The organism is Mesorhizobium sp. WSM4313, from assembly GCF_002294725.1.
GTDB lineage: Bacteria > Pseudomonadota > Alphaproteobacteria > Rhizobiales > Rhizobiaceae > Mesorhizobium.
In genome coordinates this window covers 1-14,054 of record NZ_NSFT01000026.1, presented here as the reverse complement: position 1 = coordinate 14,054, position 14,054 = coordinate 1, and the positions used below count along the sequence as shown (strand labels likewise).

At 64.4% G+C, this 14,054-nt stretch carries 13 protein-coding genes; 9 read left to right on the top strand and 4 right to left on the bottom strand.

The genetic code is table 11. The annotated features are described in order from the left end of the window. Position 1: 1 nt before the first annotated feature. The 3 genes from CK219_RS29275 (at position 2) to CK219_RS29265 (ending at position 4,243) form a co-directional block, all read left to right on the top strand. Positions 2-2,557, top strand: a complete 2,556-nt coding sequence (locus CK219_RS29275) for an ABC transporter permease (RefSeq protein ID WP_095769994.1) — start codon at positions 2-4, stop codon at positions 2,555-2,557. A 246-nt stretch (positions 2,558-2,803) separates the two neighbouring features. Then, positions 2,804-3,544 (top strand): Bax inhibitor-1/YccA family protein, encoded by a 741-nt coding sequence (locus CK219_RS29270; RefSeq protein WP_095769993.1) that lies wholly within the window; start codon positions 2,804-2,806, stop codon positions 3,542-3,544. 87 nt (positions 3,545-3,631) lie between these two features. Continuing rightward, the gene (locus CK219_RS29265; protein ID WP_348628357.1) at positions 3,632-4,243 is read left to right on the top strand and encodes an N-acetyltransferase family protein; all 612 of its coding nucleotides are present in this window, start codon (positions 3,632-3,634) and stop codon (positions 4,241-4,243) included. 99 nt (positions 4,244-4,342) lie between these two features. On the opposite strand, the gene CK219_RS29260 is transcribed toward CK219_RS29265, so the two are convergent. The 3 genes from CK219_RS29260 to acnA form a co-directional block, all read right to left on the bottom strand. Continuing rightward, entirely contained in the window at positions 4,343-4,729 is a 387-nt protein-coding gene (locus tag CK219_RS29260; RefSeq protein WP_095770029.1) for a DUF2794 domain-containing protein, read from the bottom strand. 803 nt (positions 4,730-5,532) lie between these two features. Beyond that, positions 5,533-6,321, bottom strand: coding sequence for a thioredoxin family protein (locus CK219_RS29255; RefSeq protein WP_095770028.1), 789 nt, complete (start codon positions 6,319-6,321; stop codon positions 5,533-5,535). Positions 6,322-6,771: 450 nt separating this feature from the next. Further along, the gene (acnA, locus tag CK219_RS29245; RefSeq protein ID WP_095769991.1) at positions 6,772-9,462 is read right to left on the bottom strand and encodes an aconitate hydratase AcnA; all 2,691 of its coding nucleotides are present in this window, start codon (positions 9,460-9,462) and stop codon (positions 6,772-6,774) included. Between the two features lie 283 nt (positions 9,463-9,745). On the opposite strand from acnA, the gene ccmA reads away from it, so the two are divergent. The 4 genes from ccmA (at position 9,746) to CK219_RS29220 (ending at position 12,085) form a co-directional block, all read left to right on the top strand. Then, positions 9,746-10,354 carry a heme ABC exporter ATP-binding protein CcmA gene (gene ccmA, locus CK219_RS29240; RefSeq protein ID WP_095769990.1) on the top strand — a complete coding sequence of 203 codons (609 nt, stop codon included), beginning with the start codon at positions 9,746-9,748 and terminating at the stop codon, positions 10,352-10,354. 211 nt (positions 10,355-10,565) lie between these two features. Further along, positions 10,566-11,231: a heme exporter protein CcmB gene (gene ccmB / locus CK219_RS29230; RefSeq protein WP_095769989.1), complete on the top strand. Its 666-nt coding sequence runs from the start codon at positions 10,566-10,568 to the stop codon at positions 11,229-11,231. 117 nt (positions 11,232-11,348) lie between these two features. After that, positions 11,349-11,516 (top strand): heme exporter protein CcmD, encoded by a 168-nt coding sequence (gene ccmD / locus CK219_RS29225; RefSeq protein WP_095769988.1) that lies wholly within the window; start codon positions 11,349-11,351, stop codon positions 11,514-11,516. Further along, positions 11,513-12,085: a DsbE family thiol:disulfide interchange protein gene (locus CK219_RS29220; RefSeq protein ID WP_095769987.1), complete on the top strand. Its 573-nt coding sequence runs from the start codon at positions 11,513-11,515 to the stop codon at positions 12,083-12,085. Before ccmD ends, CK219_RS29220 begins: the two co-directional genes overlap by 4 nt. A 207-nt stretch (positions 12,086-12,292) precedes the next feature. Here the strand turns inward: CK219_RS29220 and CK219_RS29215 are convergent, their stop codons facing one another. After that, positions 12,293-12,457: a hypothetical protein gene (locus tag CK219_RS29215; protein WP_224584863.1), complete on the bottom strand. Its 165-nt coding sequence runs from the start codon at positions 12,455-12,457 to the stop codon at positions 12,293-12,295. 294 nt (positions 12,458-12,751) lie between these two features. On the opposite strand from CK219_RS29215, the gene CK219_RS29210 reads away from it, so the two are divergent. Both CK219_RS29210 and CK219_RS29205 read left to right on the top strand, forming a co-directional pair. Continuing rightward, a complete protein-coding gene (locus CK219_RS29210) occupies positions 12,752-13,672 on the top strand; it encodes an SMP-30/gluconolactonase/LRE family protein (protein ID WP_095769986.1) in 921 nt (306 codons plus the stop codon). A 28-nt stretch (positions 13,673-13,700) separates the two neighbouring features. Next, a complete protein-coding gene (locus CK219_RS29205; RefSeq protein WP_095769985.1) occupies positions 13,701-13,907 on the top strand; it encodes a 4-oxalocrotonate tautomerase family protein in 207 nt (68 codons plus the stop codon). The last annotated feature ends 147 nt before the right edge of the window (positions 13,908-14,054 follow it).

The window sequence follows — 14,054 nt, the reverse complement described above, 5'->3', positions numbered from 1 at the left end:
CATGGCGGCCGCCCGGCTTCGAACCCTGAAGCTTGCCATCCGCTTCTCGCTGCGCGAGATGCGCGGCGGACTGTCCGGCTTCATGATCTTCCTCGGCTGCATCGCGCTGGGCGTCGCGGCGATCGGCGGCGTCAATTCGGTGGCGCAGGCGATCTCGGCCGGCGTCGCCAATCAGGGCCAGACGCTGCTTGGCGGCGATTTGCGCTTCCAGGTCAACCAGCGCAGCGCTTCCGATGCGGAGCTCCGCTTCATCAAGGGCCTCGGCACTGTCTCGCTCAATTCCGGCATGCGCTCGATGGCGCGGCTGGAGGACGGCTCGGACCAGGCGCTGGTCGAGGCAAAGGCCGTCGACGACGCCTATCCGCTCTTCGGCGCTCTGGAAACTGATCCGGCGCTGCCGAAGGACCAATTGTTCGGCGAACGGTCCGGCGTGTTCGGCGCCGCCGCGCCCGACCTGTTGTTCGACCGGCTCAATCTTCACATCGGCGACAGGTTGAAACTCGGCGGCGCCATTTTCGAACTGCGGGCGAGGCTGGTCAGCGAGCCGGATGCGGTGTCGGACGGTTTCGGTTTCGCGCCGCGGCTGATGATTTCGCGCCAGGGCCTTGCCGCATCCGGCCTGGTGCAGCCCGGCAGCCTGGTCGAGAACGCCTATAAGGTGCGCCTGCCCGACGGCACGTCCGAGGCGCGGATCAAGGACATCCAGGCTCAAGCCGCGAAGGATTTCCCGCAGGCCGGCTGGTCGATCCGCACGCGCAGCAACGCCGCCCCCGCGCTCTCCGCCAACATCGAACGCTTCTCGCAATTCCTGACCCTGGTCGGGCTGACGGCGCTGGTGGTCGGCGGCGTCGGCGTGGCGAACGCCGTGCGCGCCTATCTCGACGGCAAGCGCGGCGTCATCGCCACCTTCAAGAGCCTCGGCGCCTCGGGCGGCTTCGTCTTCACCGTCTATCTGGTGCAGATCCTGTTGATTGCAGGCCTCGGCATCGTGCTCGGGCTTATCGTCGGCGCCGCGATGCCGTTCGTGGCGAGCGCGCTTCTGCAGTCGGTCATCCCGGTGCCGGCGCAAGGCGGCTTCTATCCTGGCGCGCTGGCCCTTGCCGCGCTGTTCGGCCTGCTGGTGACGCTGGCCTTCGCGCTTTTGCCGCTCGGCCGCGCCCGCGACGTGCCGGCAACCGCGCTGTTCCGCGAAATGGGCTTTGAAAGCCAGGGCCTGCCGCGCCTGCCCTATACGGGCGCGGCGCTCGTGATCGTGCTGGCGCTGGCGGCGTTGGCGATCCTTTCGGCCAACGACTACCGCATCGCCTCGATCTTCGTCGGCGCCACGGTCTTTGCCTTCCTGGTGCTGCGGCTGGTGGCGGCGCTGGTGCAGTGGGCGGCTAGGAAAAGTCCGCGCGTCCGTTTCGTGTCGCTTCGGCTGGCGCTCGGCAACATCCACCGTCCCGGCGCGCTGACGCCCTCGGTGGTGCTGTCGCTCGGCCTCGGGCTGACGCTTCTCGTCACCCTGGCGCTGATCGACGGGAATCTCAGGCGGCAGATCTCCGGCAGCCTGCCGGAGCGGGCGCCGAACTTCTTCTTCGTTGACATCCAGAGCAGCGATGTCGACGCCTTCGCCGGCCTCATCGGCAAGGAGTCGACGCGGGGAACGCTGGTCAAGGTGCCGATGCTGCGCGGCCGCATCATGGCGCTCAACGGCGTCGACGTCGACAAGGTGAAGATCCCGGCCGACGGCGCCTGGGTGCTGCGCGGCGACCGCGGCCTGACCTATGACGCCAAGCAGCCGGAAAACGCGACGCTGACCGAAGGCGCGTGGTGGCCGCAGGACTATTCCGGCGAGCCGCTGGTGTCGTTCTCGGCCGAGGAGGGCAAGGCGATCGGGCTGAAGCTCGGCGACACCGTCACCGTCAATGTGCTTGGACGCAACGTCACCGCGAGGATCGCCAATTTCCGCCAGGTCGAGTGGGAGACGATGGGCATCAACTTCGTCATGGTGTTTTCGCCCAACACCTTTGCCGGGGCGCCGCATGGCTGGCTGGCGACACTGACCGACAAACAAGCCACTGCGGCCGACGATGCAAGGCTGCTCAACGCCGTCACCCGCGCCTTTCCGGCTGTGACGACTGTGCGCGTCAAGGACGCGCTCGACATCGTCAACCGGCTGGTGGCGCAATTGGGCGCCGCGATCCGCGCCGCCGCCGGCGTGGCGCTGATCGCCTCGGTGCTGGTGCTCTCCGGCGCTTTGGCCGCCGGCAATCGGGCGCGCATTCATGACGCTGTGGTGCTGAAGACGCTCGGCGCGACGCGACGAACGCTGATTACCGCCTTCTCGCTGGAATATATGCTGATCGGCCTTGCGACCGCGCTGTTCGCGCTTGCCGCCGGCGGCATCGCCGCCTGGTTCGTGGTCGCGCATATCATGACGCTGCCGTCGCATTTCATGCCACAGGTCGCGGTGGCGACGATCCTGGTTTCGCTGGCGGTCACCGTCGGCATCGGCCTTGCCGGGACCTGGCGGGTGCTCGGCCACAAGGCGGCGCCGGTGCTGCGCAACCTCTGACGGAGGGGCCGAGAGCCGCCCGCTCGCTTAAACCTTTGTAAGCCCGGTTAAATTTTTGTAAGAAAGACGCCCGGAAGACCCGAAAACCGGCCTTTTGCTTTCTCACGAAGCGTTGCGCCTCGTTACCGTCTTGTTCTTGACGTCGAGAACGCTCATATTTTGCGCAGGCATGCTGGAGCCCCGCCAGCGGCGCCTGGTCTCGAATGACCTGTCACCGGACGGGGCAGAAGCAACAGAGGATTTCCAATGGCTGATCCCATTCGCAACTACCAGACGTCCGCCGCCCCCGGCGTGCGCGTCGATATCGATCAAGGCCTGCGCGCCTACATGATCAAAGTCTACAACCTCATGGGGCTTGGCCTGCTCATTACCGGCCTTGCCGCCTGGGGCGCCTTCCAGCTCGCCATCACCGGCGACGGCCAGCTGACCGCGTTCGGCCAGCTGATCTATGCAAGCGCGTTCCGCTGGGTCGTCATCCTGGCGCCGCTCGCCGCCGTGATGTTCCTGTCGTTCCGCATCCAGTCGATGAGCGTGGGCGCGGCTCAGGCCACGTTCTGGGTCTATGCCGGCCTTGTCGGCCTGTCGCTGTCGACGATCTTCCTCGTCTACACCGGCACCAGCATCACCCAGACCTTCTTCGCCACGGCCGCGGCCTTCGGCGGTCTGTCGCTCTACGGCTACACGACCCGCCGCGACCTGTCGGCGTTCGGCTCGTTCCTGATCATGGGCGTGATCGGCCTGCTGATCGCGATGCTGATCAACATCTTCCTGCAGTCGTCGGCGCTCGCTTTCGCCATCTCGGCGATCGGCGTGCTGGTGTTCGCCGGCCTGACCGCCTACGACACGCAGAAGATCAAGGAAATGTATTTCGAAGGTGACGTCGCCGACGTCGCCGGCCGCAAGGCGATCATGGGCGCGCTGCGCCTCTATCTCGACTTCATCAACCTGTTCATGTTCCTGCTGCAGTTCATGGGCGACCGCCGCTAAGGGCGGTTACCCCGGTTTCAGTGGACCATAGATTTGCGAAGGGCGGCCCAATGGCCGCCCTTTCTTTTCGCACAGTCCTCTGCTGATATCGAGGCAGCAACGAGAACTGCACAAATTATGAGCACTATTGCGATCAGGGCCGCTACTGCGGCCGACCTCGACCGAATCACCGAAATCTATGCCGATGCGGTCGCGCACGGCACGGCAAGCTACGAGCTGGAGCCGCCGAGCCGCGCGGAAATGGGCAACCGATTCGACGCCCTAGCGGCGGGCGGCTTTCCTTATCTCGTGGCGGAGAAAGACGGTGTCGTGCTCGGCTATGCCTATGCCGGGCCGTTCCGGCCGCGCCCCGCCTACCGATTCGTCATCGAGGATTCGGTCTATGTCGCGCCGGAGGCCAAGGGGCAGGGCGTGGGCTTGCTGCTGATGCGGGCGCTGATCGAGACGGCGCGCGCAGCGGGCTTCCGCCAGATCATCGCGGTGATCGGCGACGGCCATTCAGACAGCGCCTCGGTGCGGCTGCACGAGAAGCTCGGCTTCCGCCATTCCGGGCGACTGGAAGGATCCGGCTACAAGCACGGACGATGGCTGGACACGGTGTTCATGCAGCTTGCGCTGAATGGCGGCGCGGAATTGCCGCCGGATCCGGATTCGCTGCCCGAGCGAAGGTTCCGGATTCAAAAGGAATTGAAGAACTGAAGAATTGAGGAACTGAAGAAAAACGACTGCCGCACCGGCCGCCAAGCGCCCTTTTTCCTCAGTTCTTCAATTCTTCAGTTCATCAATTCCCCTTTCCCTTCACGCCTCGACGAGCTTCAGCTTGGCATCGAACACGCCGAGCACGCGGCCGAGCTCCTGGCCACGCTTGAGGATGCGGCCACCTGCGGCGATGACGGCGAAAGCGCCTTGCCGGCGCGCCAGCCTGGGGTCCTTGACGATCTGGAACAGCGGCACTTCGCTGGCCCGGCGGAAGACGGAAAAGACAGCGCGATCAGTGAGATGGTCGATCGCGTAGTCGCGCCATTCATTGGCCGCAACCATACGTCCGTAAAGCCTCAGGATCTGGTCGAGCTCGCGCCGGTCGAATCGCACCGGCTGGTCTAGGCGTGCGTTGCGCGCCTCGTGCAACGGGATCAATATTCCGGATGCTTCCCCATCCTCCGTCCCGCTGCTGTGATCGGTCATGCCTCGATCCTTCGATTGAATCATGCGCCGGCCAAGGTTCGCGCTTTCATAAGGGAATTGCAAGGGCACGATGGAAATGCGGGGCCGGCCGAACACGCGCGGGTCGCGCGGTTTCCCAAACGTCCAGTCACGTTTGCGAAACACATGTTGGAATTGGTGATGCTCCGCCACATTCTCGCCACAAATAATCCGCGCTCATGCCCCAATGTCCGACGAATCTACGGTCGTTGCCTGAGACGGTTCGGTCCGGCACCGGCTCGTAAACCCCAAGCCCCCCGCCCACGGGTCAGCGTCGGATCGAACCAACCTCGGTTTTTCCTTGGAAAAATCAGGTGCGACGATCCCAAAACCTGAATGACCGGCGTCAGAAGCAAGCTGACGCCGGTTTTTTATTTCCCAGCTCTCCTTGTCTACCGCATGCACACATTTCCAAGCGGGCTGGTCTTTGGCGATAGCGTGCATGGCAGCTTGGCGCATGCATTGTTTATGCAGCGCTGGTCGACCCCCACTCCGTCTCGGCTTCGCCGAACCACCTCTCCCCCGATCGGCGGGGGAGAGGAAAGGCGCCAAGCTTTTTGCCGTCGACGCTCGTCCGCAAGGCTCCCTTCCTTTCCCTCCGGAGGGGGAAAGGTGGCGCTGCGAAGCAGCGACGGATCGGGGGAACCACCTGGCAATCAAGCCTTCAGCCGATCAATCACGCCGATCAAGGCCATGCCGGCTATCCGAACTCCCAGAGATTGCCTGCCTTGTGGTGAGAAGCGGTCCGCGCCAGCGGACGAAAAGCCAATTGCTAGAACGGGGAGCTAAAGCCGGTCCGGCTTGCGGATGAAGGCGGCGCCGAGGATCGGCCCCGGCATGCCGTCCTTGCCGACCGACTGCAGCAGCACCGCGCAGCCGCCCTTCTTGGCGATCTCGGTCATCGGCAGTTCGTAACGCTGCGCCTTGCCGTGCCACATGCCGGCGGTCTGGATGTCGGAAACGGCGTTCCAGTAGGTCAGGCTGCGGCCGCTGTTCTCGCCCTGGCCGATCTTCACCGTCTGCGGCGGATCGAAATAGACGATCACAACATGGGCGTCGCTCGGGCCGTTGCCGGCGTCGCCCGCGTCGATCATGACGCGGTCGCTGGTTCGGCTCACCTTGATGCCGACCCGCATGCCCTCGCCGGTCCGGTCCATCCGGGCCAAGGCGCCGTCGACATCCTTGCGGCTGGCGCCGTTGACGTGGCTGCGGCCGTTGATGACGGCTTGCGGCGTGTAGACCGAGCGGCTGCCGAAGGCGCGCATATAGTCATATTGGCGCTCGGTGTTTTCCTTGGTGCTCAGCGTGTCCTGCCAGCCGAGATAGTCCCAGTAATTGACGTGGTAGGCGAGCGCGATGATGTCGTCCTTGCTGGCGAGCTCAGCAAAGAACTCGTCGGCCGGCGGACAGGAACTGCAGCCCTGGCTAGTGAACAATTCGATCACGCCCAAGGGCTTGTCGGTCTGAGGCTTGCTGGTCACGGCCTTGGCGGGCTCGGCTGCAAGGGCCGCGCCGCCCAACGCGGTGAGGGCCAGCGCCAGTGCCGCAAGCCGCAATCGTCCTTGAATTGCCATGACTTTCCAATTCCCGCCGGTGACGCCGGCCTTGTTCTGATTGCCAAAATATGTGGCAGAAGCGCCAGTCAACGGGAAGTCACGTTGCGGTGAAATTTTGATGTTGCAGCAGCAGGTAAGGGCGCAATAGGCGGGGTGATTGCATTTCACGGCGCGGTTCGATTCGGGAGCAGCGTCCTCGCCATGGGGCAAACTCTCCTGACCCCAGTCGATCTCTATTGCGAACGGTCGGGGCCTGGACTTTGGGCAGAGCCGGCCAATGCTTCGACCAACCTGACTTTCATTGCCGCGGGACTGCTGGCGGCGACGGCGAGGTTGGGAAGGCGAAGGCAGTAGGCAGTAGGCAGTAGGCAGTAGGCAGTAGGCAGTAGGCAGTAGGCAGTAGGCAGTAGGCAGTAGGTGTCCTGTTTCCCTACTGCCTACTGCCTAAGCCCTACTCCCTTGCTGCTGTTAAGCAGCGAGATCCCGCAGCACGTACTGCAAGATGCCGCCATTCTTGAAGTAGTCGAGCTCGTCCAGCGTATCGATGCGGCAGACGATCGGCACGTTCTTCACCGTGCCGTCGCCGAAGGTCACCTTGGCGACCATCTTCTGGCGCGGCTTGATCGTGTCCAGGCCGTCGATCTCGACCAGCTCGTCGCCCTTCAAATTGAGCGAGGCCCATGAGGTGCCGTCCTCGAAGACAAAGGGGATGACGCCCATGCCGACCAGATTGGAGCGGTGGATGCGCTCGAAGGACTGGGCGATGACGGCGCGGACACCAAGGAGATTCGTTCCCTTGGCCGCCCAGTCGCGCGAGGAGCCGTTGCCGTATTCGACGCCGGCGAAGATCACCAGCGGCACGCCTTCCTGCTTGTATTTCATGGCGGCGTCGTAGATCGACATCTCCTCCTTCGAAGGATAGTGGATCGTGTAGCCGCCTTCGCGGCCGTTCTCGCCCAGCATGTGGTTGCGGATGCGGATGTTGGCGAAGGTGCCGCGCATCATCACCTCATGATTGCCGCGCCGCGTGCCGTACTGGTTGAAGTCGGCGACGCCGACGCCATGCTCGGTGAGATACTTGCCGGCCGGCGAAGCGGCCTTGATCGAACCGGCCGGCGAGATGTGGTCGGTGGTGATCTTGTCACCGAAGAGACCGAGCACCCGCGCGCCCTTGATGTCGCCGATCTTGCCGAAGGCGCGGCCCATGCCGGCGAAATAGGGCGGGTTCTGCACATAGGTCGAGTGGTCGTCCCAGGCGTAAGTCTGGCCTTCCGGTACCTTGACCTTCTGCCAATAGGCGTCGCCCTTGAAGACGTCGGCATATTTGCGGGCGAACAGCTCGCGGGTGACGTTCTTCTCGATGAACTCCTGGATCTCGGACGATGTCGGCCAGATGTCCTTGAGATAGACCGGCCTGCCGTCGCTGCCCTCGCCGAGCGGCTCGGTCGTCAGATCCCTGGTCATCGTGCCGGCCAGCGCATGCGCGACCACGAGCGGCGGCGAAGCGAGGTAGTTCGCCTGCACGTCCGGAGAGACGCGGCCTTCGAAGTTGCGGTTGCCGGAAAGCACGGCCGCGGCGATCAGGCCCTTGTCGTTGATGGTCTTCGAGATCGGCGCCGGCAGCGGGCCGGAATTGCCGATGCAGGTGGTGCAGCCGAAGCCGACCAGGTTGAAGCCGATCTGGTCAAGCTCCTTCTGCAGGCCGGACTTTTCGAGATATTCGGCCACCACCTGGCTGCCGGGAGCGAGCGAGGTTTTCACCCACGGCTTCTGCTTCAGGCCGCGCCGGTTGGCGTTGCGGGCCAGCAGGCCGGCGCCGATCAGCACGCTCGGGTTCGAGGTGTTGGTGCAGGAGGTGATGGCGGCGATGACGACGTCTCCATGGCCGAGATCGTGATCGGTGCCCTCGACGGCGTAGCGCTTCGAGATCTCGGCGGCCTTCTTGTATTCGGTCTCCATCGCCTTGGCGAAGCCGGCGGGGATGTCCTGCAGGGCGACGCGGCCCTCGGGACGCTTCGGGCCGGCCATCGACGGCACCACATCGCCGAGGTCGAGCTCGAGCAGATCGGTGAAGACCGGGTCGGCCGAGCCGGCGTCTCGCCACATGCCTTGCGCCTTGGAGTAGGCCTCGACCAGCGCGATGCGGTTTTCCTCGCGGCCGGACATGGTGAGGTAACGGATGGTTTCGGAGTCCACCGGGAAGAAGCCGCAGGTGGCGCCATATTCCGGCGCCATGTTGCCGATGGTGGCGCGGTCGGCCAGCGTCATGTTGGAGAGGCCGGGGCCGAAGAACTCGACGAACTTGCCGACGACACCCTTCTTGCGCAGCATCTGGGTGACGGTGAGCACCAGGTCGGTGGCGGTGACGCCTTCCTTGAGCCTGCCGGTGAGGCGGAAGCCGATGACCTCGGGCAAAAGCATGGAGACCGGCTGGCCGAGCATCGCGGCCTCGGCCTCGATGCCGCCGACACCCCAGCCCAACACGCCGAGACCGTTGATCATGGTGGTGTGCGAATCGGTGCCGACGCAGGTGTCGGGATAGGCGGTGGTCTCGCCATCTTCCGAATTGGTCCACACCACCTGTCCCAGATATTCAAGGTTGACCTGGTGACAGATGCCGGTGCCGGGCGGCACGACGCGGAAGTTGCGGAAGGCCTGCTGGCCCCATTTGAGGAACTTGTAGCGCTCTTCGTTGCGCTCATATTCCAGCTCGACATTGCGGGCGAAGGCCATCGGCGTGCCGAACTCGTCCACGATGACGGAGTGGTCGATGACGAGATCGACCGGCACCAGCGGATTGATCTTTTCCGGGTCGCCGCCGAGCGCCTTGATGCCGTCGCGCATGGCGGCGAGGTCGACGACGGCCGGAACGCCGGTGAAATCCTGCATCAGCACGCGGGCCGGGCGATAGGCGATCTCGACGCCAGCGGTGCCCTTGTCGGTCAGCCAAGCGGCGACCGCCTGGATCGATTCCCTGGTGACCGAGCGGCCATCCTCGTTGCGCAGCAGGTTCTCCAGCAGCACCTTCATCGAATAGGGCAGCCGGCCGATGCCGGTGAGGCCGTTCTTCTCGGCCTCAACGAGGTCGAAATAAACATAGTCCGCGCCACCTGCGGTCAGGGTGCGGCGGCAATTGAAACTGTCGAGGGATTTCGTCACGGCGATCCGTCCTTGTCTGTTCAGCCTGAAAGGGAACGGACGCCGTTGGCATGCAATCACGCGCAAAGGTGCGGGTACGGCCATTTCCGCTGTCCGCTCCCAAGCAACCCGAGCCGTTCAAGGCGGCGCGTGCGCTGGTTCGGCGCTAATTCTGATCCCGCGCCGACCGCTGGCACGGATGAACCGCATATAGAGAATTTCCCGGAATAGTTCTAGACAGTCGAAAGACGAATTTGCGTGAGGCGGCAAGCGCCGCGAAACGGTGCTTTCGGGACGGGCAAGAATGCGGCTGATCGCCGAAAATCTGGGCGGCGAGCGCGGCGGCGAGACGGTTTTCTCCAATATCGGCTTCGCGCTGGAAAAAGGCGAGGCGCTCATCGTCACCGGGCCGAACGGCGCGGGCAAATCGACGCTGCTGAGAATCGTCGCCGGGCTGCTGCCGGCCGCCGGAGGCAAGGTGCTTGTCGAGGGCGGCGGCGAGGCTTTCCCGACGGTCGCCTCGGCTTCGCATTATCTCGGCCATCTCAACGCAATGAAGACGGCGCTCAGCGTCGAGGAGAATCTCGGCTTCTGGTGCGCCTTCCAGGGCGAGCCGGGGCTGGACGTCGAAGAGGCGCTGGAGACGGTGGCGCTCGGCGGTCTCGGGCATCTGCCCTTCGGCTATCTCTCGACGGGGCAGAGGCGACGCGCGTCGATCGCCAAGCTTTTGGTCAGCCGTCGGCCCGTCTGGCTCTTGGACGAGCCGACGGCGGGGTTGGACAAAGCTTCGGAGGAACGGTTCGCGGGGCTGATGCGGGGCCATCTCGACGATGGGGGGATCGTGGTTGCGGCGACGCATCTGCCGCTGGGGCTGGAAGGGGCGAAGGAATTGCAAATGAGGGTAGGCCATTGATGCCGGTGCTCTACGGCGCCCCCCTCTGGCCTGCCGGCCATCTCCCCCACTTGGGGGGAGATTGGTGGCTTCGGCGCCTCGTTCATCTTGCCAACGTTGCTGATTGGCGAAATCGCCTGCGACGGCTGATCTCCCCCCTTGTGGGGGAGATGGCCGGCAGGCCAGAGGGGGGCGCGAAGGAACGCATAGCTAACCAGGGAGCCACCTCTTAATGTGGTCCCTCTTCCTTCGCGACATGCGCCTTTCCATCCGTGCCGGCGGCGGGGCGCTGATCGGCGTGATTTTTTTCCTCGCCGTGATCGTCACCATCCCGTTCGGCGTCGGGCCCGACCTCAACCTGCTCGCCCGCATCGGCCCGGCCATCCTGTGGATCGCCGCGCTGCTTGCCTGCCTGCTCGGGCTCGACCGGCTGTTCCAGGCCGACCGCGAGGACGGCTCGCTCGATCTCCTGGTGCTGAACGGCGACCGCCACATGCTGGCGCTGACGGTGCTGACGAAATGCCTGGCGCACTGGACGGGCAGCGTGCTGCCGCTGGTGGTCGCGGCACCTCTGCTCGGCCTGTTCATGAATATGGCGCCGCTGGGCATCGGCGCCACGGCGCTCACGCTTCTCGTCGGTACGCCGGCCATCACCTTCATCGGCGCGGCGGGCGCCGCGGTGGCGGTGGCGCTGCCGCGCGGCGGATTGCTGATTTCGGTGCTGGTGCTGCCTTTGACCATTCCGGTGCTGATCTTCGGCGTTTCGGCAAGCTATGGCGCGGTGGCCGATCCGGCGCCGTTCCTGCAGCCTTTCCTCATTCTTGCCGCGCTGACGCTGTTTCTTGCGGTGCTCGGTCCACTGGCGGCAGCGCTGGCGTTGCGGCACGGGACGGATTGAGGCGACGAAGACGTTGCCTCACTGCGGCACCGCGGCAAATTGCGGACCGGCCGGTGCGGGGTTATGGAAAGACATGATCGGAACGGTTGACATGGCTACGAGCAGGGAGCGGTCGCTATGAGCGCGCACGCCCTGTTCGTCACCGCCGCCTATGCCATCACCGCCGTTGTGCTGGCCGGACTGATCGGCTGGATCCTGCTCAACCAGCGGGCGCGCAGGCGTGAGCTTGCGGCACTTGAAGCGGCCGGGGTGCGGCGGCGTTCCGACAAGGCCGTCAAGCCATGAGCCTCGAAACCGAAGCGCCGCGGCGCCGCCTGTTCGTGCTTCTGCCGCTCTTGGTGTTCCTGGGGTTGGCGGGGCTGTTCCTGTCGCAGCTTCTCTCGGGCCGCGACACCTCGGAAATCCCCTCGGCGCTGATCGGCCTGCCGGCGCCGCAGACCGACTTGCCGCCGCTCGAAGGGACGAGCCTGCCGGGGCTCGCGTCAAAAGACTTTGCCGGCAAGGTGACGCTGGTCAACGTGTTCGCGTCCTGGTGCGCGCCGTGCCGCGAGGAGCATCCGGTGCTGCTCGGCCTGTCGCAGGACAAGCGCTTCACGCTCGCCGCGCTGAACTACAAGGACCAGCCCGAAAACGCCCGCCGCTTCCTTGGCGATCTCGGCAATCCGTATCAGGCGATCGGCGTCGATCCGGCCGGACGCGCGGCGATCGACTGGGGCGTCTATGGCGTGCCGGAGACCTTCCTCATCGGCAAGGACGGCAAGATTGCCTACAAGCATGTCGGGCCGCTGACGCCGGAGTCGGCGCGGGACCTGCTGCTGCCGCAGATCGAGAAAGCGCTGTCGGCGCCGGGCTGAGGCGCCTCCCGTCCGTCGTCATTCTAGGGCGAAGCAAGGAGCGAAGCGACGCAGCGCAGACCCTAGAATCCATTCCGTTACGTTGATCGTAGAACCCCGCGGTCAAGAACTGGCGCTTGTGGGCGCGCGTGCCTGCACCGCTGCGGCGCTCGAAGGTCACGGCATGGATCCTCGGGTCAAGCCCGAGGATGACGAAAGCGTCGAAGCTCAGCCGTAGATCTGCTTGTGGATTTGGTAGAGCATTTCCGAACGGTCGGCGCGCAGATCGGCGAGATCGCGGCTGGACAGGTTCTCGATTTCGGCGACAAGGCGGTTGTAGTGGCGGCGCTTGGCCATGCTGGCGCGGGCGCGGGAGACAAGATTGTCGAACATGACAGGGTTCCTTTCATGCCGCATTGGCGCGGCCGGTTGTTCCTCCCTGACGATTGCGAGCATGACATAGGAATGGTGCATTGCAAAAGAAAGATGTTGCAATGCACCATTGCAGCCAGCGCATAGCCGGTTAATTGCAAGCTAACGGGCCATGCGTCCGGCGTGGCATACGAGACCGGTCGGCTTCACGCAGTTCTCATCCGTTTTTGTCATACAAATTGCTGGCGTGCCGTCTTGCCAGAACGGCTGCGGGCTGGCTTGATCCGCCCGTCACCTGATGCCGGGAGGAAATTGATGGCGGCCGCAGACTATTACGAAGTTCTCGATCCGCGCTTCGCGCGCCTGTTCAACGGCAGCGCGCAGGTGGAGAAGCTGTTCACCGGATGCCGCTGGGCAGAAGGACCGGCCTGGTTCGCCGCCGGCCGCTATGTCGTCTGGTCGGATATTCCAAACAACCGCATGCTGCGCTATGACGAAACCGACGGGAGCGTCAGCGTGTTCCGCCAGCCGTCCGGCAATTCCAACGGCAACACGGTCGACCGGCAGGGCCGGCTGGTGACCTGCGAGCATTCCGGCCGCCGCGTCAGCCGGACGGAGTTCGACGGCTCGGTCACCACCATCGCCGACAAATGGAAAGGCAAGCGGCTGAACTCGCCCAACGACGTGGTGGTGCGCTCCGACGGCTCGATCTGGTTCACCGATCCGAGCTACGGCATCGACACCGACTATGAGGGCGACAAGGCCGAAAGCGAGATCGGCGCCTGCAATGTCTATCGCGTCGATCCCGAGACCGGCGATGTCGAGGCGGTCATCACCGACATGGTGCGGCCCAACGGGCTCGCCTTCTCGCTCGACGAAAGCCTGCTCTATGTCGTCGACACCGGCCGCACGCATGGCGAGAAGAATCCGGCGCATATGCGCGTCTTCAATGTCGGCAAGCACGGCAAGAAGGTTTCCGGCGGCAAGGTGTTCGCCGACTGCACCGCCGGCCTGTTCGACGGGTTCCGGCTCGATTCGGACGGCCGCATCTGGACAAGTGCCGCCGACGGCATCCATTGCTATGACCCCGACGGCACGCTGATCGGCAAGGTGAAGGTGCCGGAAGTGACCGCCAACTGCGTGTTCGGCGGCAACAAACTCAACTGCCTCTACATCGCCGGCACCACCTCGCTCTACATGGTGCGGCTCATGGTGAACGGGGCCAAGACGTACTGACAGCGAGGCATATCAGCGGGAGAGAAAAATGCCGTTCGTCAACATCCGCATCGTCAAGGAAGTGATCGCCGCCGATCCGGCCGGCAAGAAGTCTGACATCGCCAAGAAGGTGACTGCGGCCATCATGGACGCCACCGGGCTCGGCAACGACGACGTCTGGGTGGTGTTCGAGGAGGTCAACGCCCGCGACTGGTATGTCGGCAAGACCGATGTCGAGACGCGGAGGAAGGGGTAGGTTCCTCCTTCTCCCCTTGTGGGCCTGTTGCGCAGTTAGCGAGAACAGGCTCGCAGAGGGGTTTTGACCGCGAAGTGTGTTGTGCTTGGTGGGCGATTTGGCCTTGGGGTTGAGTTTGATGGTGGCGGTGCGGCCCCTAGGCCGGTA